The organism is Providencia sp. PROV267 (assembly GCF_028477825.1).
GTDB classification, from domain to species: domain Bacteria; phylum Pseudomonadota; class Gammaproteobacteria; order Enterobacterales; family Enterobacteriaceae; genus Providencia; species Providencia stuartii.
Genome location: NZ_JAMPLX010000011.1, coordinates 287,471 through 312,223, shown reverse-complemented (window position 1 = coordinate 312,223; position 24,753 = coordinate 287,471). Strand labels below are relative to the sequence as shown.

The window sequence follows — 24,753 nt, the reverse complement described above, 5'->3', positions numbered from 1 at the left end:
ATATATAGGCTGCGTATGGCGTTAGTGTTCAATAATATAAAAACTATGGCTGTATGCCACATCTTCAGGGTTTTCTATTGGATACCCTTTTAACCATGGCTTAATCAAACGCCCATTCGTATACTGATATATTGGGGCAATCGGTGCTTCTTGAGCGATTATTTCTTCCGCTTGATTATAATAACGGTTACGCAACTCTTCGTTTGTCTCAATACTCGCCGAAGCCATCACCTCATCATATCTTTTGCTATTAAATTTGGGGATATTGCCACTGTGTTGAGCGGTTAATAACGATAAGAAGGTAGAGGGTTCATTAAAATCACCTATCCAAGATGCCCTAATGACGTCAAAGTTCCCCGTATTGCGGCTGTCAATATAGGTTTTCCATTCTTGGTTGACTAGCTTAACTTCAGCCCCCAATTTTTTCTTCCACATTGAAGCCACAGCAATGGCAATTTTTTGGTGATTTTCCGAACTATTATACAGAAGAACCAATCTTAACGGGTTATTAGGCCCATAGCCTGCTGAATGCAATAGCGCTTTTGCCTTTTCATCTAACTCTTTTTGGGAAGCATTATCATACATCCCTTTTTGCGGTTTGAATCCGGCTGTCACGTCTGGCGTAAAACGATTTGCTGGCTTTTCCCCTGTACCTAATACTTTTTTAGCAATCAAATTACGATCAATCGTCATTGATAAGGCTTTACGCACACGAGCATCGTTAGTTGGCGCTCTTTGTGTATTAAATGCATAGTAATAAGTGCCTAATTGGTCAGGTGTGAAAACCTCATTAGGAATATCTGCCAGTAATTTTTGATAACGTTGTTTAGGGAAAGATTCTGTAATATCCAAATCCCCCGCTAAATAGCGATTTGTTGCATTTGACTCTTGGTTGATAGGAACAAAAGTCACTTTTGTGATCACAGTATTTGCATGATCCCAGTAGAATGGATTTGGTGTTAACACAATTTTTTCATTAACCATTCTATCCGATAATATAAATGCACCATTACCCACTAAATTACCAACTTTAATCCAATCCGCCCCATATTTTTCGACCGTCTTAGCATGAACAGGGAATAAGCTAAAGTTAGCCGTTAAGGATGGGAAATAAGGAATTGGCTTATCAAGCGTAATTTTAAGGGTTCGTTTGTCAATGGCTTCTACCCCCAGTTGGTCGGCAGGTAATTTCCCATCAATAATTTGTTGTGCATTATTAATACCAGCAAGGGCACCAAACCACGCAAACGGTGAGGTATTTTCAGGCATAACTAACCGACGCCAGCTATATACAAAATCGTCGGCTGTCACAGGGTCACCATTTGACCAACGCGCATCAGGACGTAGCTTAAACATCCACGTTTTATTATCCGTCGTGCTCCAACTTTGCGCAACGCCGGGGATAGGTTTCCCATGGCTATCTTGATTAACCAACCCTTCGAATAAATCACGCATAACCTGAGCTTCAGTCAGCCCAACAGACTTTATCGGATCTAAGGATGCCGGTTCATCTTTTAGATGACGGGTCACCTCTTGCTTTTCTGCCAGTACTGTACCAGCAGGAATAACAGCCGAAACAGCAGGAGCAGCGGTAAACATCGCTGTAAAAATAATAGCTAAAGATGAAAGTGAGCGTTTATGCATTTTGGGATTCTGTCGTATTAGCAAATAAGGTTAACTGACAATTTCGTGCTACGAGACCGAAAAATCAGCTAAGCAAATATAAAAGATATTCTACATATTATGACTAATAAAATATCTTAGCTAGAGGTTGATGGCTTCACAAAACGACCAAGAACCCTTTAGGCATCATATTCTTTCATTGTTTAAAAATCTATATACTCTGCTCTAATCTGTTTCCGATGACAGACTCTTTTCTCACCACTTTAACCCTTTCTAGGTATTGTGCTTTCCCCATGGAAAATCACTTGATTTAAAATAATGAGATAAGCACTTAATTAGCAATCAAAGCAAATTGGTTGTGTTATGTTGCTATTGAATTCATCTAGTGCTAGCTTGGTCGCTAGCAAGCTCATCAATAATAATATTCGTAGTTTCACAAACTTGCTCATATATGGGAGAAAATAATATGTCACAGTCCGTCAAGTTAAAAGGTAATGAAGTCACCGTTGATGGTGTATTTTTACAGCCTGGCCATCAAGCAAAAGCATTTACCTTAGTGACTAAAGACCTTTCTGAAGCAACATTGGAAAGTTACAAAGGTAAACGTAAAGTTCTGAACATTTTCCCAAGTGTTGATACTGGTGTTTGCGCTGCATCTGTACGCAAATTTAACCAACTCGCCAATGACCTCAACAATACTGTTGTTCTGTGTATTTCTGCTGACTTGCCTTTTGCACAAGCACGTTTTTGTGGCGCAGAAGGTTTAGACAACGTTGTCACTCTTTCTACTTTCCGTCACCCTGAGTTTGCCAAAAACTATGGCGTTGCGATGACGAGTGGCCCACTAAAAGGGTTAACAGCACGTTCTGTTGTCGTATTAGACGAGAATGATAAAGTGATTTATAGCCAGTTAGTTCCAGAGATCACTGAAGAACCTGATTATGACAAAGCACTTGCTGCATTGAAGTAATCCTCAATAGCAGCCAGCCTAAAAACTGGCTGCTTATTCCCATCAACTATTCCACATAGAGCCAATTCAGTGGCTTGCCCTGTTTAGCATTCACTAAACTCGCAAACAGTTTATTTTCGCTCATCATATTGACTAACGAGTGAGAACAACAACTGAGGATTTTCATTGCCTGCTCTTTATTTGCGGGGCATGAGGATGTGAGGATATCAATAATAAGATCACGGGGTTTATTGCCATTTTTAACAAGGGCTTCCCATGTGAAACGATGGCGTTTTTCTAAATAGCGGGCTGCCGCTCTATTCATCAAATATAACTCAGCAGCCGAGGCCGCTGACTCAAACATATCATTTTTATAATGACGTTGATTGAGATACTCACGTAGTTTTGTATTCACAATAAAGTTAAGAGCGAATTGATCCATAGCAACTCCTTGCAGGCACACGGGCGGCCTTGCGATATCGGTTATCATCAATCAAAATACAGCTTTAACGTTTTTCAAATGAATATCCAGTTATTCTCAGTATAGTTTGCTTTTTGTGCTAAAAGATACCCGCAGTGATGAAATCATCGCCAACGATCACATTTCTCATCAAAAAAAGTTATTCTTGCTCTTTTTTCTGGCTCAATCCATATTCGCGTAACTTATTCGCAATCGCGGTATGGGAAACGTCAAGGCGTTTTGCCAACTTCCGTGTACTTGGATAATCACGATATAAACGTGCGAGTACCGATGCCTCATAACGTTTTGTTATTTCATCTAACGAACCATTTAAAGAGTCAACAGCCACCGTTGGTAAATTGTCTATTTCTGGCAAATCAATATCATGTGAATTGAGGACATCCCCTTCTAATTGAGTTAAGCCTTGATAAATGGCATTTCGTAACTGCCTTACATTACCAGGCCAATAATAGCGGCTTAGATAATCAACTAAGGAAGGTGCTAATCGAGGTTTAGGGATATTTAACTCTTTAGAAAAATTCGCGACAAAAACTTCGGTTAGCGGCAAGATATCTTCTTGTCTTTCACGTAAAGGAGGAATAGTTAAGCTCAAAACATTTAAGCGATAATATAAATCTTCCCTAAATTTTTTCTGTGCAACGAGCTCTGGCAGGTTCTTTTGTGTGGCACAAATGACCCGCACATCCACTTTCACTTCTCGCTCTTCACCGACGCGCCTAAATGTTCCATCATTCAGAAAACGCAATAGTTTTATCTGCATTTGCGGTGACATTTCCGCAATTTCATCCAATAATACCGTGCCACCGTTTGCCTGTTCAAAGAACCCTTTTTTCCCATCTAAGGCATTCGGATATGCCCCTGCTGCATAACCAAACAATTCACTTTCGACCACATCATCAGGCATTGAAGCACAATTCAGCCCTAAAAATGGCGCACTACCGCGTGCACTATGCAAATGACACGCTTTGGCTAGCATATCTTTACCTGTTCCCGTTTCCCCAACTAACAATAAAGGCTCATCTAACATTGCGATACGTTTAGCACGTTCGACAACATGTGACATGGCGGGGCTACTGGCAACGATAAGGTCAAAACCATCCACATCTGCACCCACAATTTGCTTGCGCTGTTTTTCTAATATCGCTATTGATTTTAGTAATAAAACAGCACCAGTACAGTGTGACTTGCCATTTTCATCCGCTAAGATGATTGGCGTGACTTGCATTAAATAGTCATTTCCTTTTACGGTTACTCTTTCCGTATAAGCTTCAGGCTCTTCTCGCTCAAACCAACGTTGTAAACCATGGTTACTAACCAGTTGCGAGAAAGTCTTTTGTTTTATCTTGGTTTCATCCACGCCAAAAATTTGTAATGACATTGGGTTAACCAATTCAATGTTTAGTTTATTATCGATGGATAAAACTGGTTCAGGGAATGAGTTTAATAGCGCCCACACCGCCTTATGCTCCCGCTCAGACGGCATGAAAAAGATACGACGTACATCAATTACGCCATTAATACGACGAATTTCTGCCATTAACGTGCTAAACACCTGAAAATCAACAGGCGTAAAATTGAGGTATATCCGTCTCTGCGCCGATATTTCAATGCCTTTAAGATCAATATTCTGTAGGACCAATAAATCAAGCAATTCACGAGTTAGACCGATACGGTCTTGGCAAGTCACTTCGAGGCGCATGGATAAAAACCTTTAGCAGAAACAATATAGATCTAATATTTTAGCTTGATTTACGGTAAGAATACAGCACATGTGTCACATATTGTTGACACTAATAATTTACAACGTGGGAAAATGGCAAAATTGCTATTACGACAATAAGTAATAATCAGGGATGGTTGTAGAGATAACCACTTTCTGTTTTTAGGCTGGCAAGTGTACTTTACTGTCAATCACACCTGCCAGCGATGAGACTTTTATTTAGCGTCTTTTTTGCTCGGAACCGCATTTTTTATTTGGCTCAGCAGTTGCCCTCGGAAATCAGCTAAACGCGGTTTATCATCAATCCACGGCAATGGGCGACACAACTCCATCGCTTTAATCCCTAATCTGGCGGTTAATAGCCCTGCACCAATGCCTTGTGCGGCACGAGTAGATAAACGAGCCGTAATATCTTGCGATAACCAGTCCATACCCACTTCACGGATCAGCTCTGACGCTCCGGCAAAAGCAATGTTAATTAATACCATTCGAAAGAGTCGAATGCGGCTGTAATACCCTAATTCAATGCCGTAAATTGCAGCAATTCTATTAATTAAGCGAATATTTCTCCATGCAATAAATGCCATATCAACAATGGCAAGTGGGCTGACCGCAATCATCAGAGCAGACTCGGCCGACGAGCGGCTGATCTCTTTACGTGCTTGTTCATCAAGAATCGGCTGAACTAATTTGCTATACAACTCAACCACTTCACGGTCATTGTGTGTTTCCTGTATCGTAGCCTGCCAACGTTGCACTGCGGGATGCTGCTCCGAAAGTGCCGACTGTTTTGCCAGTTTTTCACAAAAAACTTTCCCTTGCCCCATGCCATGGCTGTGTAGCAATTCCCTTGCAATATCACGCTCTTGAGCCCGCTCTTTTAAGCGATATAGACGCCGCCATTCTGTGGCAATTGATCCGACACCTGCAACGACAATTAGTCCTCCTGCGGCTGCTGTACCCAATGCAGTCCAATCTTGCGTGACCCATGACGTGTGGATCCAGATACCTAACTGAGCCATCACACTCACAGCAAAAATCCCAACTGCCGTTCCGACTAGCCTACGCCAGAAACTCCTTTTAGGCTTAAGCGCTTCGTTAATTAAACTTTCAACCTCACCTTCTTGCTCATCTTGCTCGGCCTCAATTTCTACGGGCGTAAATTTATGTTGCTCTTGCGGATCAAAGTGGCGTGCTTTTCTGAGTTTTTCAGCCTCTGCTGCTATATCTTCTTCGGAAAAATCAACTCGTTGTTTGATTGGTTCATTCATTTCAATTTATCTCCCAACAAGAACTCCAGTGCACTGTCCATCCGAATATGAGGTAACGGCTGATCTAACGGTGTTTGCCGAGGACGGAAGTTTTCAAACTCAAACCGCTGCTTTTGCCAAAAGACTTCACTCGGAAGCCTTTTTGGAACCTCCCCTGGATAGAATGTCATCAATTGACCATCGCTCAAACGTTCCCCTTTTAATGCTGGCAGCTTTTCACCTTGATAATCAACAATACCACTCTCTGTGGCTTGGATAGACGCAAGACCAATACAATCCATGCTAATTCCTTCGAATGCTGCGTTTTGCCAAGCCTCTTGGACCAACTGCTGTAATAACGACACTAGGTTAGCATGTTGATCTGGCGTGACATGGTCAGACTTACTTGCAGCAAATAGCAGCTTATCTATGCAGGGGGAAAACATACGTCTTAGTAGCGTTCGTTTACCATAATGGAAGCTACGCATTAGCTGTGTCAGAGCCATGCGCATATCGTTAAATGCGTCCGGACCACTGTTTAAAGGTTGTAAACAGTCCACCAGAACAATTTGCCGATCAAACCGTTGAAAATGGTCTTTATAAAAGCCTTTTACAACATTCTCACAGTAATATTGATAGCGACGCTGTAGCATACCAATGTTGGTATGCTTATCGGCTTGCGCCAGTTTTTTCTCACCATATTTTTCGATATTCGGCCATGGAAAAAACTGTAATGCTGGCGCTCCAGCAAGCTCCCCTGGAAGTACAAAACGTCCGGGTTGAATAAAATGTTGGCCTTGCGCTTTACACTCTTCTAAATACGTGGTGTAGGCCGTGGAAATTGCCGCGAGTAAATTTTCATCGGCGGGTGCGAGTGGGTCACATGACTCACATAATGTTAACCATGCTTGCGCAAGCTTACCTCGCTCCCCTTTTTGTAAGGTCTTCATTTGAGAAGACCATTCTAAGTAGCTTTGATCAAGCATAGGAAGGTCGAGTAACCATTCCCCTGGATAATCGATAATTTCCAGATATAAAGAAGAGTTATCAACAAAATGACGAAAAAATGAGTCTTCTGAGCGATAATGTAATTTCAAGCGTATTTCACTGACACCGCGTGTCGGCGTTGGCCATTGAGGGGGATGACCATATAATTGTGCGATCCCTTCATCATACGTAAAGCGCTGGATCGAAAAATCGCGTTGCGGTATCCGTTTTACACCCAGTAAACGGTTATCTCGTGCGGCTGAAAATAGCGGTAAACGCGCACCACTATTTACATTTAATAGCTGATTTACAAGAGAAGTAATAAATGCTGTCTTTCCACTACGACTCAGCCCAGTTACGGCGAGCCTAACATGGCGATCGACACTACGATTCACCAAATCCGTCAATTCATTTTGCAGCCGTTTCATATTTCTCCCACTCGCTCAAATATTATTGATGCCTAATTTAGCATAAATTCAGCATCACTAATTTGTTGAGTGCAATTTGTTTTTATACGGTTCAATCAATAACCACTGTATTTTATACGATTATTTTACTATCCGTTTTGTTAAATAACCGATGACCCACTTACTGCCTACTATTTTGAGTATTTTACCAAGAATACCTCCTGGTCCATAAGTTATGGCAAGTGTTGCAACTATCTTCAACCCTTTACTGAGTGCTTGTTTTTTGGCTTGTTGTTTGAGTTTACGTTTAATATTCGTTTGCATAGTGCCACCGCATGAATTTAAGCGTTGGATAGACATTTTAGGGAATAAAACAAAAGTCTTATTCCCCGAAATGTGAGGGCGCACATTAATTATAAATGACGAAACTTACTATTAACGGTATAGGTATCTGAGGTGACATAGCGCTCTATTTGGCGTAAGCGTAGTTCACCTGATTTTAACTGTGCATCAATTTCATTAAATAGTTTTGAAACTTCAACACTAACATCTTGACCTTGATAACCACTTGGAGCTTTAGGTAGCACAAAACACATGACGATATATAAGACCAGTGTTAACCCGAAGCTCATAAAGAGTGCCAATATGGCAATCACCCTGACTAAGGCAACCGGTAAATCAAAAAATTGTGCGATACCGGCACACACTCCGCCAAAAACACGACGGTCAGTTAATCGATATAATTGGCGATTGCGAAAATCGGTCATTATTTTTGCCTCCAATTAGGATGTTCCGCATCCAGAATATCTTCCAACGTTTTAATGCGCTGTTGCATACGTTGTGTCTGCTCTGCAAGCTGAGTTAAACGTTGGATTTCATTTTCTGTTAGCTGGCTCCCCTGCCTGTTATTCTGTTTGTTGTAGTGTAACCACAACCAAAACGGCAGAATAAAAATGAGAAAAACAATCAGTACGAGAGACAGAAAAACATAGCCCATCACATTTCCTTATATCAAATGGTGGTATCCGCTTCCCTAGCGCAGCCATTCGCTACGCTAAGGTTTAGGGATTACAAAATTACTGTTCTTTATTAGTGTTGATTTTAGCCTTTAATGCCGCTAATTGTTCACTAATTTCATCATCTGCTTTCAATTCAGCAAATTGTTGTTCCAATGATTTTTGTTTACCAATACCGTAGCTCTGAGCTTCACCTTCCATATGGTCAATACGGCGTTCGAACTGCTCAAAACGTGCCATTGCTTCGTCTAACTTACCACTATCGAGTTGACGACGAACATTACGGCTAGATTGTGCCGCTTCTAAACGCACCATCATGGATTGCTGTTTAGCGCGCGTTTCTTGCAATTTATTTTCAAGCTCAGTGATTTCACCTTTCAAGCGCGTTAGCGTCTCTTCAACAATAATAAGCTCATGTTTTAAGGTATCAACCATTGAGTTGACTTTTTGCTTTTCAATCAATGCGGCACGCGCAAGATCTTCTTTATCTTTCACAAGAGCCAATTCCGCTTTTTCTTGCCAATCAGCAACTTGCTTTTCGCCCATTTCGATACGACGCTCTAAACCTTTTTTCTCTGCTAAAGTACGAGCCGATGTCGAACGGATTTCAACTAGCATGTCTTCCATTTCCTGAATCATCAGGCGGATCATTTTTTGCGGATCCTCTGCTTTGTCCAGCAAAGATGCGATATTTGCATTAATGATATCGGCAAAACGTGAAAAAATACCCATTATTTATTTCCTCTTGATGGATTTTATCATTCAGTAGAGCCTCAACCCGATTTTGGCTTCCAACCAATACGTGATGCTCCGTTTAACTGTTTTCATCCGCCACATAACGTTGTGACAAGGACATTCGTTCTATTACGATTAATTTATTGCAATCAGCGTGCCAACTTTCATAAAAATACATAACAATTTGAATTATAACCAATAAATTATTTTTGTATTCATTAGCGTCAATCTAGACTATATTTTAAATAGGCCAACAAAACCAACTATTGGTAAAAATAACCATGAAAAACACTAATGATACAATTATTGGTAACTCATCTAACTTTTTAGATGTACTTGAACGGACGTCTGAACTGGCTCAACTAAATAAACCCATATTAGTCATTGGTGAGCGCGGTACAGGTAAAGAGCTAATTGCCGATCGCCTACACTACCTTTCTCCTCGTTGGCAAGAACCCTTTATCTCCCTAAATTGCAGTGGACTCAATGAGAATTTGCTAGATTCTGAATTATTTGGCCACGAAGCAGGCTCATTTACGGGCGCTCAAAAACGCCATCAAGGTCGTTTCGAACGGGCGGATAAAGGCACGCTGTTCCTCGATGAACTTGCTACTGCGCCTATGTCCGTACAAGAAAAGCTTCTTCGTGTTATTGAATATGGCGAACTTGAACGTGTTGGTGGCAGTCAATCTCTGAAAGTCAACGTGCGTTTAGTGTGTGCGACAAATGCAAATTTACCTGAATTGGCAAAAGAGGGCCGCTTTCGGGCAGATCTACTTGATAGGTTAGCCTTTGAAGTGATCCGTATTCCACCTTTACGTGAGCGAGTGTCCGATATCATGCTCTTAGCCGAACATTTTGCCATCGCAATGTGTGGTGAACTCAAACGCCCATATTTCAGCGGCTTTAGTCCAAAAGCACAGCAAGCGTTAGAGCAATATCCGTGGCCGGGTAATATTCGTGAATTAAAAAATGTGGTTGAGCGTTCCGTTTATCGGCATAAAGATAATGATGCGCCTGTTGAAACAATTATTTTTGACCCTTTTGGTGAGAAACTCGCCGCCCTCTCAAACCCTGAAAAGATACCAGAGCAAAAAATATCATTACCCTCTTTGCCATGTGATTTACGCCTTTGGCAGCAGCAAAGTGAAAAACAATTACTTGAGCAAGCTTTACAACAGAGCCAATTTAATCAGCGTAAAGCCGCTCAGCGGTTATCTCTAAGTTATGATCAGCTACGTGGGTTAATTAAAAAACATCAAATTAATCTTGATAATTTATCAACTAATAATTAAATCGATATGATACTAAAATAAATTAAAAACTCTGTTATTTATCTCTTATGGTGTTAAATATCCGTTTCAGTCAACGTCAAAACGAAGCTGACTGAACATGGCATGATTGTCTTTAACAGCACTTAAATGCTATTTCTCGGCAATAGTAGCTACATTTGCAATTAATGAGTGATTAATCCATAAACTATCTTTTCTCCCTATTAATAGTATTATTCGTAGGGGGAGTAAGAACGTATATTTTTATTTGTAGTGTACAACATAATTGAGTAGATAAATAATGACCGAACTAAAATAGCCGATGTGATTTTTTAAATATTGTTAATCTTCATATATCACTCTACTATTACATTAAAGGATAAATGGCTAACATCTCGATTAGTAAATATACGTACATCTAATAAGTGTGAAATAAACTGCAAGTAGAGCTATCAAGTTAACTGAGTTTAATTTAATTAACATTACGAAAGCTAATCACTTAATTTTTATTTTATACGTTACTTGTCATTGACCGTTTTGTCACTGTTTATGGCTATATTTTTGAGGGTATAAAATGGCTATCATAAAAAAAATGATTTTATTCTCTTTATTGATAAGTTGCACTTACTCTGCACATGCAATCGGTATTATAAAAGCACTTTCTGCATGCGATAGTCGTTTTTTTGAAGAGATAAAACATAACCAAGAATTCGCAATGATCCCCCAAAATATCACTATCGCTGAACTATTTAGTCAATCAGGCATCAATATTCCTTTGCAATACACCACTAAAGATGGTTTAGAACTTACCCACTTTATCGCCATTGCTATTGATCTTGAGCGTTATAAAGAAATTTCTAATAACCGGATTGGGGGAAGGTTTTATTACTGGGGGTTTGAAACATCCATGCCAGAACAAGATGTCATTCAACATTTATCTCAGCACATCCCCCTGATTGAAGGGGCTGGCTATTTTGTCGCCAATTCAAAAATGCGAAATGCGATTTCTGAACCTTGGCAAAAAAACCTCACGCCAGTTAGCGGCCTGATCCCTGTTGGTGATTCCGCTGAAAAACTGTTTTTTATCGAAGCCAACAAGGAAAATAACACGGTTAAAATTATGTGTACTTTACAAGGCAATGTTGAAGAAAAGGATTTACAAGCCGTTGGGTTAATACACTAGCCGACCCTTATCCGTTTTGATATGTATAATCTATCTATTTTGAGATAAAAAAAAGCCAGCACCCATGCTGGCTATAAAAAAACACTGGAAGCAATGTGAGCAATGTCATGCCTGACCACAAGCTTTTTGCTTAGGAGGCAAAGCGAATGATAATAGTTATCAGTACCATTTGTAAAGCGGTTTAATGAGATTTTTTCTCATTTAATTATAATTAGATGAATTTTAATAATATTATTTTCCTTTTTCAGACTGTTTTCTATTCATGACGGCCCTGCTTGTCCTAAAAATAAACACTATTTTTGCTTATATCCTGTCAGCCCCTTTTTACGCTACAATAGGATATTTAAGGTTAACGATATCAGTGCTATGCGCTTAATAATTCTTTGGCTTCTATTTACTTTTTCACTGGTCGCTCAGGCTAACGATGTGTCATATCAGGATACTGCGGCGAATGATGTTCCCAAAAACATCCGCCAAAACGGCTTTATCTATTGTGTTAATGGCATTGTTACCACTTTCAATCCCCAGTTAGTCAGTAGTGGCCTAATTGTCGACCCCTTGGCAGCGCAAATTTATGATCGCCTGCTAGATGTTGACCCTTTTACCTATCGGTTAATTCCGGAAGTGGCGTCACGCTGGGAGGTACTGGATAATGGCGCAACTTATCGATTAACACTGCGTAAAGATGTCAAATTTCAGCAAACACCGTGGTTTACTCCAACACGTAATATGAATGCCGATGATGTTGTTTTTAGCTTCGCTCGCATGTTTGAAGTTAATCATCCTTATCACTACATTAATGGCGGTCACTACCCCTATTTTGATAGTTTGCAATTTGCCAATAGCGTACAAAGTATTCGTAAATTAAATGATTATACGGTTGAATTCCGTCTGAATGCCCCTGATGCTTCTTTTCTATGGCACTTAGCGACCCACTATGCGCCTATTTTATCGGCTGAATATGCCGATCACCTCGCTCAAATTAATCGCCAAGAGATGATTGATTGGCGCCCTGTCGGCACCGGACCATTTCGCCTTGATGACTATCAAGCAGGCCAATTTGTCCGTCTGTTTCGTAATGATAACTACTGGAAGGGTGAACCTCGCATGAAAGAAGTGGTTATTGATATGGGCGCAGGCGGTACGGGGAGAATCTCAAAATTGCTTACTGGCGAATGCGATGTGTTGGCTTACCCTGCCGCCAGCCAATTGTCAGTGTTACGTGATGACCCACGTCTACGCCTATCAATGCGTTCAGGCATGAATATCGCATATTTGGCTTTCAATACCAGCAAGCCCCCTTTGGACCAACTCAAAGTGCGCCAAGCCATCGCTTATGCCATTAATAATGATCGTTTGATGCAATCTATCTACTACGGCACAGCAGAAACTGCCGCTTCGATTTTGCCACGAGCTTCTTGGGCCTATGATAATCAAGCCAAAGTGACTGATTATAACCCCGAGTTAGCCAAAAAAATGTTACAAGAGCTAGGACTGGAAAACTTGCAACTTGACCTTTGGGTGCCTGTTTCATCACAATCGTATAACCCTAGCCCATTAAAAATGGCTGAGCTTATCCAAGCTGATTTGGCGCAAGTAGGCATTATCATGAATATTCGCTCTGTCGAAGGCCGTTTTCAAGAGAACCAATTAATGGATCGCTCCCATGATATGACTTTAGCGGGTTGGGCGACCGACAGTAACGACCCAGACAGTTTCTTCCGTCCTTTGCTGAGTTGTGCCGCGATAGCTTCTCAAACCAACCTAAGTCATTGGTGCAGCCCTGCTTTTGACGAAATACTGCATAAAGCACTGTTAACGGAGCAACTTGCCGCCCGTATTGATTACTATCATCAAGCCCAACAGCTACTGAGCGATGATTTGCCTGTTTTACCTCTCGCTTACTCTTTACGTTTGCAAGCCTATCGCTTTGATATGAAGGGCCTCGTGATCAGTGCATTTGGTAATACTTCATTTGCAGGCGTGTACAGAGATATGAATGAAAATAGCCAAAAAACAGGTCATAAACAGGAACAGTAACCATGATCATCTATTCGCTGCGTCGTTTACTTTTGCTGTTAGTCACCGTTTTTTTTCTCTCTTTGGTGAGCTTTAGCCTCAGCTATTTCACGCCTAATGCGCCTTTAAGCGGCGCATCGCTTATTGATGCTTATCTATTTTATTTCGATGGTCTACTCCACTTTGATTTTGGCGTTTCCAGTATTAATGGCGAACCCATTACAGAGCAATTAAAAGACACGTTCCCTGCAACAATGGAATTGTGTATTTTAGCCTTTATGTTTGCCCTGATCGTCGGTATTCCTTTAGGGATGATTGCCGCCTTTTGGCGAAATAAACCCGCGGATATTGCAATCAGCACCTTTGCATTACTTGGCTTTTCTGTACCCGTCTTTGTGTTAGCGTTAGTCTTGACACTGTTTTTCTCACTACGATTAGGCTGGCTGCCAGTGTCTGGGCGTATTGATCTTCTCTATAATCTAAAATCTGTTACAGGTTTTGCATTAATTGATGCTTGGCTTTCCGACTCACCTTATCGCCAACAAATGATCATAAACGTACTCGAACATATGATTTTACCTGTATTAACACTGGCTCTGGCTCCGACTACCGAGGTCATTCGTTTAGTTCGAAATAGTACTGAAGAGATAGCCAGTGAAAATTACATTAAAGCGGCTGCAACGCGTGGGTTATCACGACTTACCATTATCCGTCGTCATATTTTCCACAATGCGATCCCGCCAATTATCCCTAAATTAGGCCTACAATTCTCTACCATGTTAACACTGACCATGGTGACCGAATTGGTATTTAACTGGCCAGGACTGGGGCGTTGGTTAGTCACCGCCATCCGCCAACAAGACTACTCTGCTATTTCTGCTGGCGTCATGTTGATTGGGGCCTTAGTGATTACCGTTAACGTACTGTCTGATATTTTAGGGGCAATGATGGATCCGTTAAAACATAAGGATTGGTATGTCCTCAGATAATTTTTATCGTGAACAGAAGATGCCTTCCCCTACGCGGGTTGTCTGGAATATTTTTTCATCTGATATTCTCTCGATGATCGGTTTCTATGGCGTGCTATTTTTATTGGCGCTCTCTTTTATTGGCCCTTATATCGCGCCCTATACCATCGATCAGCAATTCTTAGGTTACCAATTATTACCGCCTTCTTGGTCTCACTATGGTAATGTCGCCTTTTTCCTAGGTACTGACGACCTCGGCAGGGATATCCTAAGCCGCCTCATTTTGGGCACAAAATCGACGTTCGGCGCGGCATTATTAATCACTTTTATTGCCACTCTAATAGGCCTGATATTAGGCTGTCTAGCAGGGATGACACGGGGCTTAAAGTCAGCGGTTTTCAACCATATACTTGATACATTGTTATCCATCCCGTCTTTGTTACTTGCCATTATCGTGGTTGCATTCATGGGCGCGAGTTTACAAAATGCTATGCTCGCAATCTGCTTAGCCCTGATCCCTCGCATGGTGAGAACGATTTATGTTGCTGTTCACGATGAGCTAGATAAAGAGTATATTGTTGCTGCTAGGCTTGACGGCGCATCAAATATTTTTATTTTGTGGTATACCGTATTACCTAACATTACCCCTATCTTGGTAACAGAGCTGACGAGAGCACTTTCTATCGCTATTTTGGATATTGCCGCGCTGGGTTTTCTTGATCTGGGTGCACAGTTGCCCTCTTCTGAGTGGGGAGCCATGTTAGGGGATAGTTTAGAGCTTATCTATGTCGCCCCTTGGTCAGTCATTTTGCCCGGTGCAGCGATTATGATAAGTGTCTTATTCGTCAATTTACTCGGTGATGGCTTACACCGAGCAATCAATGCGGGGGTTGAATAATGCCATTGTTAGACATCCGCAATTTGACCATTGAATTTATGACAGCCAACGGCCCAGTCAAAGCCGTTGACCGTATTTCGATGACCCTTACTGAGGGGGAAGTCCGTGGCTTAGTTGGTGAGTCTGGCTCAGGTAAAAGCCTCATTGCCAAAGCCATTTGTGGCGTCACCAAAGATAATATCCGTGTTACCGCCGACCGCTTTCGCTTCCAAGATATTGACTTACTTAAACTTAGCCCTCGTAAGCGCCGTCGGTTGATCGGTCATAATATTTCGATGATTTTCCAAGAGCCGCAATCTTGTCTCGACCCCGCCGAAAATATTGGCAAGCAATTGATACAGGCTATCCCAGGCTGGACTTATAAAGGTCGTTGGTGGCAACGTTTTAATTGGCGTAAGCGCCGAGCCATCGAATTATTACACCGCGTGGGGATCAAAGATCATAAAGACATTATGCGTAGCTACCCTTATGAACTTACTGATGGTGAATGCCAAAAAGTCATGATAGCCATTGCAATTGCGAATCAGCCACGTTTATTGATAGCCGATGAGCCAACCAATGCGATGGAGTCCACTACCCAAGCGCAAATTTTCCGACTGCTCGATAAGCTTAATCAAAACAATAATATGACTATCTTGTTGATCAGCCATGATATGGAAATGATGTCAAAACTCGTGGATAGAATTAACGTGCTTTATTGTGGTCAAACTGTTGAAAGCGCAACACCAGAGGATATTTTGCAACGTCCTCGCCACCCCTATACACAAGCACTGATTCGTTCAATACCTGATTTTGAAAGCCCGATTCCCCATAAAGGCCGATTAAATACCCTTCCGGGCGCCATCCCATCGCTGGAACATCTTCCAATTGGCTGTCGCCTTGGCCCCCGCTGCCCTTATGCACAACGGACATGTATCGTGGCTCCACCTCTACGTAATATCAAAAACCATCTGTTTGCCTGTCATTATCCGCTAAATACGGAGGAACCATCCTGATGGAAACGTTACTTGAGGTTCGCAATCTCACCAAAACTTTTCGTTTTCGCGAGGGGCTATTCCGCCGTTATGAATTAGAAGCGGTGAAACCATTGAGCTTTAACTTACAGGCAGGCCAGACATTAGCCATTATTGGTGCCAACGGTTCGGGGAAATCAACCCTTGCTCGTATGTTATCCGGCGTCACGGAGCCGACCGCAGGCGAGATTATGATCCGCGGTCACCGCCTCAGTTATGGTGACTACAGTTACCGTAGCCAGCGTATCCGTATGATATTCCAAGATCCCAGCACCTCGCTAAACCCTCGCCAACGTATTGGTCAAACCCTTGAGTTACCACTAAAGCTGAACACGGAACTGACCGGTATTGAGCGAGAGCGCCGTATTATTCAAACGCTTCGCCAAGTGGGTCTATTGGCCGATCATGCAGAATATTACCCTCATATGCTTGCGTCAGGACAAAAGCAGCGTGTCGCATTGGCAAGAGCGCTAATTTTACAGCCTGAAATTATTATTGCGGATGAAGCATTGGCCTCCTTAGATATGTCAATGCGTTCACAAATTATCAATCTGATGTTGGAGTTGCAGGCAAAGCAGGATATTGCTTACATTTATGTCACGCAGCATTTAGGAATGATGAAGCATATTAGCGATAAAATGTTAGTCATGGATAAAGGGGTTGTCGTCGAGCGCGGAAATACTGCTGAAGTGCTAGCGTCACCACTTCATGATGTCACCCGTCGATTGATTGAGAGCCATTTCGGCGAACCTTTATCCATTGAAGCATGGCGACAGGATATTTGACTGCTCCGAGGAGAACAGCAAAATACCCTTCTTTATGCAATACATGGTAAGATATCGACGATTCGTCAATAAAAAATGCGAAAACTACCCAAGACACGGTGTCTTCTGTTATATTCGCGTTTTCAATAGAAAATAAACAAGGATAATGCTATGGGTTTTTTAACCGGCAAACGCATTCTAATCACTGGCGTTGCCAGTAAATTATCAATTGCATACGGTATTGCTAAAGCAATGCATGAACAAGGCGCTGAACTGGCGTTCACTTATCAAAACGAAAAATTAAAACCTCGTGTCGAAGAGTTTGCTGCATCTTTAAACTCTAACATCGTTCTTGAGTGTGATGTTGCTGTTGATGCAAGTATTGACGCTATGTTTGCTGAATTAGGAAAATCCTGGCCTAAATTTGATGGCTTTGTCCACTCAATCGGCTTTGCACCAGCAGATCAGCTTGACGGCGATTATGTTGACGCGGTAACACGTGATGGTTTCCGTATCGCTCACGATATCAGTGCATACAGTTTTGTTGCGATGGCAAAAGCATGCCGTAACATGCTAAACCCAGATGCTTCTTTACTGACGCTTACCTATTTAGGTGCTGAGCGCGCTATTCCTAACTATAACGTAATGGGTCTTGCTAAAGCCTCTTTAGAAGCTAACGTTCGTTATATGGCAAATGCAATGGGTCCTCAAGGTATCCGTGTCAACGCAGTTTCAGCAGGCCCAATCCGTACACTCGCGGCATCAGGTATCAAAGACTTCCGTAAAATGCTGGCACACTGCGAAGCTGTAACGCCAATTCGTCGTACAGTCACCATCGAAGACGTGGGTAATACAGCGGCATTCCTAAGCTCAAATCTTGCAGCAGGTATTACTGGTGAAGTCGTACATGTTGATGGTGGTTTCAGCATTGCCGCAATGAATGAACTGGAACTTAAATAAGTTTTAGTTGATTGATGACAAACGCCATCTCCGGATGGCGTTTTACTTTTAAAAACAACCGCATTTAACGAGCGATTGTGACATTCGCCTTAATATGTTTAAGATGAACGACAATCGTAAAAGTCACAATGACTAATAAAGACCAAGCTCCCCACTTCCCTGCATGCACAACCGACCACGCACCAATTTGGTTCGGGTATTGCCAAACCCCAAAAAAGGTTCCGAAATTTTCCGCTAACCAAATAAAAAAGCCGATCAGCATAAACGCAAGTAATAATGGCATTCGCCGCTCTTTATCTAAGGGAGTATAAAAAACGGTACTACGTGCATATAGGCCAAAAATAAAAGCCGTTAAATACCAACGGTAATCATCAATATAATGATGGCTAAAAAAATTAATGTATATCGCTAAAGCCACCAATGTTGCCATCCAATAAGGTGGGTAATGCTCAATACGCACTTTAAAAAAACGCCACGACTGAATAATATAACTACCAACAGCCGCATACATAAATCCTGTAAATAGAGGAACTCCCCACAGTTTACTATAGGCTTCATCGGGGTATTGCCACGAGGCTATTGTCGCTGAAGTTTTAAACAACTCCATGATAAACCCCACTAAATGGAAAACACAAATCGCTTTTAGCTCATCCCAAGTCTCTAACTTTGACCAAACAAGAAATGCCTGAAATAGTACTGCAAACACCAGTAAAATATCATAGCGAGGTAAACCAAATAGCCCTTTAACAGGAACAAGAAACAATGCTAAAAAAAAGAAGCCCGCAAATAAGCATGAGCGCGCATTGATTAAGCCAAAAAACCAAAATTCTAAAACAAAACGCTTAAATCCAGTACTCTGATTAGGCGTATGCGCCATTAATACGTTATCAAGTTTATTTAATATTTTTAATTTGTTACACATACTTTCCATGTTACAAGCCTAACGTTATAAAGTGGCGACTCTGTGATAGCTGATTTTGAACGCGGATCCTAACAAGTTCCACACAATAAAAGATAAGGCATTAGTCTTAATTATTTACTAAAGTCACATCTAATCATCTGCCTACTCTAAAACGAATAAATACTGACATCTTAAAGCAAATGCTTTCTCATGCGTCATGATATACTATGGGTGATATTAGTCTGCTGATTGCCAATATAACTATTTAGGAGTTTTATGATGAAATTGTATTATGCTCCCGGTGCTTGTTCCCTTTCCCCTCACATTATCTTGCGCGAAACAGGGCTGGATTTCAGCATTGTGCGTGTCAATTTAAAAGAGAAGAAAACCGAAAATGGCGAAGATTTCTTAGCTATCAACCCGAAAGGGCAAGTTCCTACTTTAATCTTAGATGATGGCGAACAGCTAACTGAAGGAGCCGTGATCGTCCAGTATCTCGCTGATCAAAAACAAGATAGAAATCTAATCGCGCCAGCAGGTACGATGAAACGCTACCATCAATTGGAGGCTCTGAATTTTATTTCTACTGAGCTACATAAGAATTTTGCGCCTTTATTCACGCCGGGCACTCCTGATGAGTATAAAGAGATGGCTAAAGCGACACTCATCAAAAAATTCCAATATGTTGATGATGTACTGGCTAAAAAAGCCTTCTTTGCTGATGACAGCTTTACTGTTGCTGATGCTTATTTATTTACTGTGAGTAACTGGGCAAAAATCGTCGGTGTTGATATTACTCATCTGAAACATTTAACAGAGTATCGAGACAAAGTCGCTAAGCGCCCTAAAGTCCAAGAAGCATTAGCTGCTGAAGGTTTGATCTGATTTTACTGTAGCGCTCCATAATGGAGCGCTACCTGTTCTATTTGTTTGCACACTTTAATCAAGTGCGGTTGCACAGAATTTATGTTCTGGTGTAACCATCTTATCCTGCGCCGCAACTAATTGAAGCTCATACTCACCCATTACTTTGGTTTGTAACATCACCTCATAAACAGCGGCAGCTATGTGCTCTAAAGCTTTAGGCAAACTTTCACCTTTTAATAAATTCACCAGCATCAAACCACTCGTCAAATCCCCCACTCCTACCGGCTGCTTTTCACCAAAATCAACCAAAGGTCGGCTCACATGCCAGCTATGCTCTGCGGTGACTAAAATCATTTCAAAACGATCGGCTCTGTAGCCCGCTCGACTTAGATGTTTGACTAGAACAATTTTAGGCCCTTTGCAACATAATTGACGTGCTGCTTCCACAGCTTGCTCTACCGTTGCAATGGTTTTTCCTGACAGTGTTTCTAACTCAAGTAGGTTAGGTGCGATGATGTCACTAGCTTGTAAGGCTTGTTGACATAAAAACTCAGCGACTCCTGGAGCAACGATACATCCTTTCTCTGGATGCCCCATTACCGGGTCACAAAAATAGAGCGCCTGTGGATTTGCTGCTTTGACTTGTTTGACAATCGCAAGAATATCATTGCCTTGCTCAGCAGAGCCGATATAACCGCTTAAGACGGCATCACAAATGTCTAATTTATGAATTTTAGCTAAGCCGCTAACAATCTCTGTTAAATGTTGAGCGGGAAAAACTGTGCCCGTCCATTGTGGGTACTGCGTATGATTGGAAAATTGTACGGTGTTGAGTGGCCATACATCGACGCCCATACGGCACATAGGAAAGACAGCCGCACTGTTTCCTGCATGACCGAAAACAACATGGGATTGAATTGAGAGAACACTTTTCATGGAAGACCCAAGGAATTGTTAAATCGAATGAAGCGAAATCAGTGATTCACCATTGCGTATATAGATTCAAAATAATTCCAAATAGATGTGACCAACCAATGAGGCAATACTAACGTTCATAGAAACAGGTATGTTCACAGTAACTCAATATATTTAGTCAATCATGCCATCTGAAAAATATGATGAATACAAATAGCCCGAGAACTTCTCGGGCTAGTAGGACAAAGGTTCGTCAGCGTTATTTCCAGTTAATTAAGCAGTCGTTTTTCTTACCACGACGGATCAGTGTGAAACGCCCAAACAGGCGATCAGAATCACTGAACACATACATTGGATCGGTCTGTTTTTGACCGTTAACTGCCACCGCATTTGAACTAATTGCTGTTCTTGCCTGTCCGCGTGAAGGCGTTAACTCTGAATCAACAAGCGCTTGCTGTAAGTCAGCACCATTTTCAAGTGTAATGCATGGCATACCATCTTGAGCCAGTTGTTCAAAATCTGCTTCGGTCAAATCAGACACTGCACCAGAGAAAAGGCTTTCAGTAATACGACGCGCCGCGGCTAAACCTTCTTCACCATGTACCAGTCGAGTTACATTTTCAGCTAAAACATATTGTGCACGTGGCGCTTTACCGCTGTTTTTATCTTCTTCTTCAAGTGCATCAATTTCGCTTAATTCCATGAAGGTAAAGAATTTTAAGAAGCGATAGACGTCAGCATCAGCCGTATTGATCCAGAATTGGTAGAATTTGTATGGACTGGTTTTCTTAGGATCAAGCCAGACTGCACCACCTTCAGTTTTACCGAATTTAGTACCATCTGATTTGGTGATTAACGGTACAGTCATACCGAATACTTGGTTTTGATTTAAACGGCGAGTCAAATCAATACCCGAAGTAATGTTACCCCACTGGTCAGAACCACCAATTTGTAACTCAACACCATGCTCTTTATTGAGGTTTGCGAAGTCATAACCTTGCAGCAGGTTATAAGCAAACTCAGTGAAAGAGATCCCCACATCATCACGATTTAGGCGTTGTTTTACCGCTTCTTTGTTGATCATTTGGTTAACAGAAAAGTGTTTACCAATATCACGTAAGAAAGTCAGCACATCCATTTTACCAAACCAATCGTAGTTGTTGGCTAATTTAGCGCTGTTATCGCCACAATCAAAACTTAGGAAAGGCGATACTTGATTACGGATTTTTTCTACCCATTCTTGGACGGTCTCTGCGGTATTTAATTTACGCTCAGAGGCTTTAAAACTCGGATCGCCAATCAGACCCGTCGCGCCACCGACCAACGCCACAGGCTTGTGCCCGGCTAGTTGGAATCGTTTTAAACACAGCAAGGGAACCAGATGTCCCAAGTGCAAGCTGTCGGCGGTAGGGTCGAAGCCGCAATAGAGAGAGATAGGGCCTTGCGCCAGTCTCTCTGCTAACGCATCCTCATCCGTTACCTGGGCAACGAGGCCCCGCTCTTGCAATTGTTTAATCAGGTTATTGCTAGACATCAATGACTCCATCAGTTGAATTTTGTCTATCTATTTTTAGTAAAATGACCTCGAGCTGGGAGTGATTACCCAATCTCGTAGGTGTCGCTTGTCAGTTTTCGTAAACGAACCTATAGCATAAAGCGCCTAGCTGTGAAGTGCCAGCTAAAAAACATTTAATTACGGCGCTAATCTATCAATTTTCCAGCCATCCCCGTCTCGCTGATAAATAAAACGGTCATGTAACCGGTTGGCTCCCCCTTGCCAGAACTCAACACTATTGAATACCACACGGAAACCACCCCAAAAACTCGGTAGTGGCACTTCGCCATTTTGGAACTTTTGTTTTAGTTCTAAAAATTTACCTTCCAAAATGCTACGCGCTGAAATTCTGGATGATTGCTGAGATGCCCAAGCCGCAATCTGGCTATCTTTTGGACGACTATGGAAATACTTGACGACCTCAATAGGGTTTAAACGCTCTGCCACCCCTAAAAAACTCACTTGGCGCTCAAGTGGATACCATGGGAAATGTAAGCTGACTTTATTGTTTTTTCCTAAATGCTGCGCTTTTCGGCTCCCCATGTTGGTATAAAAGACCAACCCTTTTTCATCGAAGTGCTTTAACAAAACAATACGTTGATACGGCTGACCTGTTTCATCAACAGTCGCAACACACATTGCAGTAGGGTCACTTAAATTCGCTTCACAGGCCTGTTTTAACCACTTCTCAAACAGATCTAGTGGGTCAGCCGTTAAGTCAGATCGTCTTAAACCACCTTTCGTGTATTCACGGCGTAATGCTGCTAACTCTATATTTTGTGCGTCATTCATCGTTTACTTATTTCCTTAACGCAATTATTTTTCATCGATATTCGCGGGATAAATCGCACCTAACACCGTTTCACGTTCAGCGCCTGTCACGGATGCAAGATTCCCCGGCAAATTAGCCATAGTTCGAGCAGCCAGCCATGCGAAAGCTAATGCTTCCATATCATCACCGCTTAAACCATATTTATCACTTGGCCCCACCTCTGTCCCCGGAAGCAAAGCCGCTAGGCGCTGCATCAAAAAGCTATTTTTTGCACCACCCCCACAAACAATTAAACGTTCACAGCCGCCACACAGTAAAATCTGCTCGGCAATTGACGCGGCGGTTAATTCACATAAAGTCGCTTGCACATCTTGAGGCAAAATATCAGGGAAGTCAGATAAGTGCTTATCTAACCATTGCATATTAAAATATTCACGCCCTGTGCTTTTTGGTGCCGACCGCCGGAAGTACGGATCACGTAACATCGCCTTGAGCAAAGGTTGATGTACCGTACCTGTACTCGCCCAATGACCATTTTCATCGTATGCACACTGTTTATGACGCCATATCCATGTGTCCATCAACATATTACCAGGCCCGGTATCGTAACCTTTGACATAAGCCCCCGGCAGTAAAGCGGTAATGTTCGATATGCCACCAATATTTAATATAATTCTTTTTTCTATTGCATGGCCTAATACTGCCAAGTGGAATGCAGGTACTAATGGAGCCCCCTGTCCACCATAGGCCATATCGCGACGCCTAAAATCCCCCACCGTCGTAATGCCTGTTAATGCAGCAACTCTATTGTTATCGCCCAGTTGTGTGGTAAAAGGTTGCGGGCCATCGGGTTCATGCCAGACGGTTTGCCCATGGCAACCAATTGCAATGATATCTTTTGCGGGAATGCCGGCTTTCGCCAATAATTGATTCACAGCATCGGCATAAAGTGACCCTAATTCACGGTCAATTTTTCCTATTTCAGATAATGTGGTTTCTTGGCCTTGGCAAATATTAAGAATTCTTTTTTTTAGCTCCACAGGAAACGCAACACTAATGCTTAATTGCTCAGCAACAAATTTATCGCTAATCGCTGCAAGAACAACATCAACCCCATCTAAGCTGGTTCCTGACATAATCCCTATATAACGACCTGACTTTATCATTATTGTTCCTTTAGGTTGCATAACGCTTTGTGAATTTAAGCTTCAAAAGATTGTGCTTTGATGAGGGAGTTTGTCAACCACACATTGTAATTTCTCGGGCTGACTCGCAGAAAAAAAGTCAGTACACGGATCCTAACGATTTTACGTTTAAAATATCGACAATAAGGTTATTTGGGCGCTCGAATATCTACCTAGCCAATTATAAGTTATAGTATAATTAACAAGCTAAGGTATTTATCAATGCAAACAAGGGTCGTCATTGGGTAATTAGAACAATTTTTGTGCAATTAACACACAATGATATTTGTATCGTCAATTTATTTAATGGAAACA

At 41.8% G+C, this 24,753-nt stretch carries 24 protein-coding genes; 10 read left to right on the top strand and 14 right to left on the bottom strand.

Annotated elements, in window-relative coordinates:
* Positions 1 to 21: 21 nt before the first annotated feature.
* The gene (locus PR709_RS10120; protein WP_004919261.1) at positions 22 to 1,644 is read right to left on the bottom strand and encodes a peptide ABC transporter substrate-binding protein; all 1,623 of its coding nucleotides are present in this window, start codon (positions 1,642 to 1,644) and stop codon (positions 22 to 24) included.
* Between the two features lie 445 nt (positions 1,645 to 2,089).
* Here PR709_RS10120 and tpx point away from each other — a divergent pair, with 445 nt between their 5' ends.
* Entirely contained in the window at positions 2,090 to 2,593 is a 504-nt protein-coding gene (tpx, locus tag PR709_RS10115) for a thiol peroxidase (protein WP_014658239.1), read from the top strand.
* Between the two features lie 46 nt (positions 2,594 to 2,639).
* Here the strand turns inward: tpx and PR709_RS10110 are convergent, their stop codons facing one another.
* The 8 genes from PR709_RS10110 to pspA form a co-directional block, all read right to left on the bottom strand.
* Positions 2,640 to 3,014 (bottom strand): hypothetical protein, encoded by a 375-nt coding sequence (locus tag PR709_RS10110; RefSeq protein ID WP_014658238.1) that lies wholly within the window; start codon positions 3,012 to 3,014, stop codon positions 2,640 to 2,642.
* 178 nt (positions 3,015 to 3,192) lie between these two features.
* Positions 3,193 to 4,752, bottom strand: coding sequence for a transcriptional regulator TyrR (gene tyrR / locus PR709_RS10105; protein WP_004919254.1), 1,560 nt, complete (start codon positions 4,750 to 4,752; stop codon positions 3,193 to 3,195).
* 236 nt (positions 4,753 to 4,988) lie between these two features.
* On the bottom strand, positions 4,989 to 6,044 hold the full coding sequence (locus tag PR709_RS10100) for a YcjF family protein (RefSeq protein ID WP_004919253.1): 1,056 nt from the start codon (positions 6,042 to 6,044) through the stop codon (positions 4,989 to 4,991).
* Entirely contained in the window at positions 6,041 to 7,438 is a 1,398-nt protein-coding gene (locus PR709_RS10095; RefSeq protein WP_004919250.1) for a YcjX family protein, read from the bottom strand. Before PR709_RS10095 ends, PR709_RS10100 begins: the two co-directional genes overlap by 4 nt.
* A 120-nt stretch (positions 7,439 to 7,558) precedes the next feature.
* Positions 7,559 to 7,741, bottom strand: a complete 183-nt coding sequence (locus PR709_RS10090; RefSeq protein WP_004919249.1) for a hypothetical protein — start codon at positions 7,739 to 7,741, stop codon at positions 7,559 to 7,561.
* A gap of 89 nt (positions 7,742 to 7,830) precedes the next feature.
* The gene (gene pspC, locus PR709_RS10085) at positions 7,831 to 8,184 is read right to left on the bottom strand and encodes an envelope stress response membrane protein PspC (RefSeq protein ID WP_014658236.1); all 354 of its coding nucleotides are present in this window, start codon (positions 8,182 to 8,184) and stop codon (positions 7,831 to 7,833) included.
* Positions 8,184 to 8,414, bottom strand: a complete 231-nt coding sequence (gene pspB / locus PR709_RS10080; RefSeq protein WP_004919244.1) for an envelope stress response membrane protein PspB — start codon at positions 8,412 to 8,414, stop codon at positions 8,184 to 8,186. The genes pspC and pspB overlap by 1 nt, the downstream gene beginning before the upstream one ends.
* A gap of 79 nt (positions 8,415 to 8,493) precedes the next feature.
* Complete coding sequence (gene pspA, locus PR709_RS10075) at positions 8,494 to 9,165, bottom strand: phage shock protein PspA (protein WP_004919242.1); 672 nt, start codon at positions 9,163 to 9,165, stop codon at positions 8,494 to 8,496.
* A 284-nt stretch (positions 9,166 to 9,449) separates the two neighbouring features.
* Between pspA and pspF the strand changes: the two genes are divergently transcribed.
* The 8 genes from pspF to fabI all read left to right on the top strand — a co-directional run bounded on the left by pspF (position 9,450) and on the right by fabI (position 18,244).
* Complete coding sequence (pspF, locus tag PR709_RS10070) at positions 9,450 to 10,463, top strand: phage shock protein operon transcriptional activator (RefSeq protein ID WP_004919240.1); 1,014 nt, start codon at positions 9,450 to 9,452, stop codon at positions 10,461 to 10,463.
* A 550-nt stretch (positions 10,464 to 11,013) separates the two neighbouring features.
* A complete protein-coding gene (locus PR709_RS10065) occupies positions 11,014 to 11,622 on the top strand; it encodes a hypothetical protein (protein WP_004919238.1) in 609 nt (202 codons plus the stop codon).
* A 366-nt stretch (positions 11,623 to 11,988) separates the two neighbouring features.
* A complete protein-coding gene (sapA, locus tag PR709_RS10060) occupies positions 11,989 to 13,662 on the top strand; it encodes an ABC transporter substrate-binding protein SapA (protein WP_004919235.1) in 1,674 nt (557 codons plus the stop codon).
* A gap of 2 nt (positions 13,663 to 13,664) precedes the next feature.
* Positions 13,665 to 14,630: a putrescine export ABC transporter permease SapB gene (gene sapB, locus PR709_RS10055; protein WP_004919233.1), complete on the top strand. Its 966-nt coding sequence runs from the start codon at positions 13,665 to 13,667 to the stop codon at positions 14,628 to 14,630.
* The gene (sapC, locus tag PR709_RS10050; protein WP_004919231.1) at positions 14,617 to 15,507 is read left to right on the top strand and encodes a putrescine export ABC transporter permease SapC; all 891 of its coding nucleotides are present in this window, start codon (positions 14,617 to 14,619) and stop codon (positions 15,505 to 15,507) included. The genes sapB and sapC overlap by 14 nt, the downstream gene beginning before the upstream one ends.
* Positions 15,507 to 16,502: a putrescine export ABC transporter ATP-binding protein SapD gene (gene sapD / locus PR709_RS10045; RefSeq protein WP_004919228.1), complete on the top strand. Its 996-nt coding sequence runs from the start codon at positions 15,507 to 15,509 to the stop codon at positions 16,500 to 16,502. The genes sapC and sapD overlap by 1 nt, the downstream gene beginning before the upstream one ends.
* On the top strand, positions 16,502 to 17,305 hold the full coding sequence (gene sapF, locus PR709_RS10040; protein ID WP_004919225.1) for a putrescine export ABC transporter ATP-binding protein SapF: 804 nt from the start codon (positions 16,502 to 16,504) through the stop codon (positions 17,303 to 17,305). Before sapD ends, sapF begins: the two co-directional genes overlap by 1 nt.
* Before the next feature lie 150 nt (positions 17,306 to 17,455).
* Positions 17,456 to 18,244: an enoyl-ACP reductase FabI gene (gene fabI / locus PR709_RS10035; protein ID WP_004919224.1), complete on the top strand. Its 789-nt coding sequence runs from the start codon at positions 17,456 to 17,458 to the stop codon at positions 18,242 to 18,244.
* 64 nt (positions 18,245 to 18,308) lie between these two features.
* On the opposite strand, the gene PR709_RS10030 is transcribed toward fabI, so the two are convergent.
* Positions 18,309 to 19,175 (bottom strand): DUF817 domain-containing protein, encoded by an 867-nt coding sequence (locus tag PR709_RS10030; protein ID WP_004919221.1) that lies wholly within the window; start codon positions 19,173 to 19,175, stop codon positions 18,309 to 18,311.
* A 249-nt stretch (positions 19,176 to 19,424) separates the two neighbouring features.
* Between PR709_RS10030 and gstA the strand changes: the two genes are divergently transcribed.
* Positions 19,425 to 20,030 (top strand): glutathione transferase GstA, encoded by a 606-nt coding sequence (gene gstA / locus PR709_RS10025; protein ID WP_014658232.1) that lies wholly within the window; start codon positions 19,425 to 19,427, stop codon positions 20,028 to 20,030.
* A 54-nt stretch (positions 20,031 to 20,084) separates the two neighbouring features.
* On the opposite strand, the gene pdxY is transcribed toward gstA, so the two are convergent.
* The 4 genes from pdxY to anmK all read right to left on the bottom strand — a co-directional run bounded on the left by pdxY (position 20,085) and on the right by anmK (position 24,417).
* Positions 20,085 to 20,948: a pyridoxal kinase PdxY gene (pdxY, locus tag PR709_RS10020; RefSeq protein ID WP_004919216.1), complete on the bottom strand. Its 864-nt coding sequence runs from the start codon at positions 20,946 to 20,948 to the stop codon at positions 20,085 to 20,087.
* A 238-nt stretch (positions 20,949 to 21,186) separates the two neighbouring features.
* Complete coding sequence (gene tyrS / locus PR709_RS10015; RefSeq protein ID WP_004919214.1) at positions 21,187 to 22,461, bottom strand: tyrosine--tRNA ligase; 1,275 nt, start codon at positions 22,459 to 22,461, stop codon at positions 21,187 to 21,189.
* 159 nt (positions 22,462 to 22,620) lie between these two features.
* Complete coding sequence (pdxH, locus tag PR709_RS10010) at positions 22,621 to 23,274, bottom strand: pyridoxamine 5'-phosphate oxidase (protein ID WP_272570880.1); 654 nt, start codon at positions 23,272 to 23,274, stop codon at positions 22,621 to 22,623.
* Between the two features lie 24 nt (positions 23,275 to 23,298).
* Complete coding sequence (anmK, locus tag PR709_RS10005) at positions 23,299 to 24,417, bottom strand: anhydro-N-acetylmuramic acid kinase (RefSeq protein WP_041705626.1); 1,119 nt, start codon at positions 24,415 to 24,417, stop codon at positions 23,299 to 23,301.
* Between the last annotated feature and the right edge of the window lie 336 nt (positions 24,418 to 24,753).

Excerpts from the sequence above, each read along its gene's own strand:
- sapB (WP_004919233.1), top strand. The coding sequence starts at position 13,665 with ATGATCATCTATTCGCTGCGTCGTTTACTTTTGCTGTTAGTCACCGTT.
- tyrR (WP_004919254.1), bottom strand. The coding sequence starts at position 4,752 with ATGCGCCTCGAAGTGACTTGCCAAGACCGTATCGGTCTAACTCGTGAA.
- PR709_RS10120 (WP_004919261.1), bottom strand. The coding sequence starts at position 1,644 with ATGCATAAACGCTCACTTTCATCTTTAGCTATTATTTTTACAGCGATG.
- fabI (WP_004919224.1), top strand. The coding sequence starts at position 17,456 with ATGGGTTTTTTAACCGGCAAACGCATTCTAATCACTGGCGTTGCCAGT.
- pspF (WP_004919240.1), top strand. The coding sequence starts at position 9,450 with ATGAAAAACACTAATGATACAATTATTGGTAACTCATCTAACTTTTTA.
- pspA (WP_004919242.1), bottom strand. The coding sequence starts at position 9,165 with ATGGGTATTTTTTCACGTTTTGCCGATATCATTAATGCAAATATCGCA.
- tyrS (WP_004919214.1), bottom strand. The coding sequence starts at position 22,461 with ATGTCTAGCAATAACCTGATTAAACAATTGCAAGAGCGGGGCCTCGTT.
- PR709_RS10095 (WP_004919250.1), bottom strand. The coding sequence starts at position 7,438 with ATGAAACGGCTGCAAAATGAATTGACGGATTTGGTGAATCGTAGTGTC.
- PR709_RS10110 (WP_014658238.1), bottom strand. The coding sequence starts at position 3,014 with ATGGATCAATTCGCTCTTAACTTTATTGTGAATACAAAACTACGTGAG.
- sapF (WP_004919225.1), top strand. The coding sequence starts at position 16,502 with ATGGAAACGTTACTTGAGGTTCGCAATCTCACCAAAACTTTTCGTTTT.
- pdxH (WP_272570880.1), bottom strand. The coding sequence starts at position 23,274 with ATGAATGACGCACAAAATATAGAGTTAGCAGCATTACGCCGTGAATAC.
- pspC (WP_014658236.1), bottom strand. The coding sequence starts at position 8,184 with ATGACCGATTTTCGCAATCGCCAATTATATCGATTAACTGACCGTCGT.
- sapD (WP_004919228.1), top strand. The coding sequence starts at position 15,507 with ATGCCATTGTTAGACATCCGCAATTTGACCATTGAATTTATGACAGCC.
- pdxY (WP_004919216.1), bottom strand. The coding sequence starts at position 20,948 with ATGAAAAGTGTTCTCTCAATTCAATCCCATGTTGTTTTCGGTCATGCA.
- PR709_RS10030 (WP_004919221.1), bottom strand. The coding sequence starts at position 19,175 with ATGGAAAGTATGTGTAACAAATTAAAAATATTAAATAAACTTGATAAC.
- sapC (WP_004919231.1), top strand. The coding sequence starts at position 14,617 with ATGTCCTCAGATAATTTTTATCGTGAACAGAAGATGCCTTCCCCTACG.
- gstA (WP_014658232.1), top strand. The coding sequence starts at position 19,425 with ATGAAATTGTATTATGCTCCCGGTGCTTGTTCCCTTTCCCCTCACATT.
- pspB (WP_004919244.1), bottom strand. The coding sequence starts at position 8,414 with ATGGGCTATGTTTTTCTGTCTCTCGTACTGATTGTTTTTCTCATTTTT.
- PR709_RS10100 (WP_004919253.1), bottom strand. The coding sequence starts at position 6,044 with ATGAATGAACCAATCAAACAACGAGTTGATTTTTCCGAAGAAGATATA.
- PR709_RS10065 (WP_004919238.1), top strand. The coding sequence starts at position 11,014 with ATGGCTATCATAAAAAAAATGATTTTATTCTCTTTATTGATAAGTTGC.
- PR709_RS10090 (WP_004919249.1), bottom strand. The coding sequence starts at position 7,741 with ATGCAAACGAATATTAAACGTAAACTCAAACAACAAGCCAAAAAACAA.
- sapA (WP_004919235.1), top strand. The coding sequence starts at position 11,989 with ATGCGCTTAATAATTCTTTGGCTTCTATTTACTTTTTCACTGGTCGCT.
- tpx (WP_014658239.1), top strand. The coding sequence starts at position 2,090 with ATGTCACAGTCCGTCAAGTTAAAAGGTAATGAAGTCACCGTTGATGGT.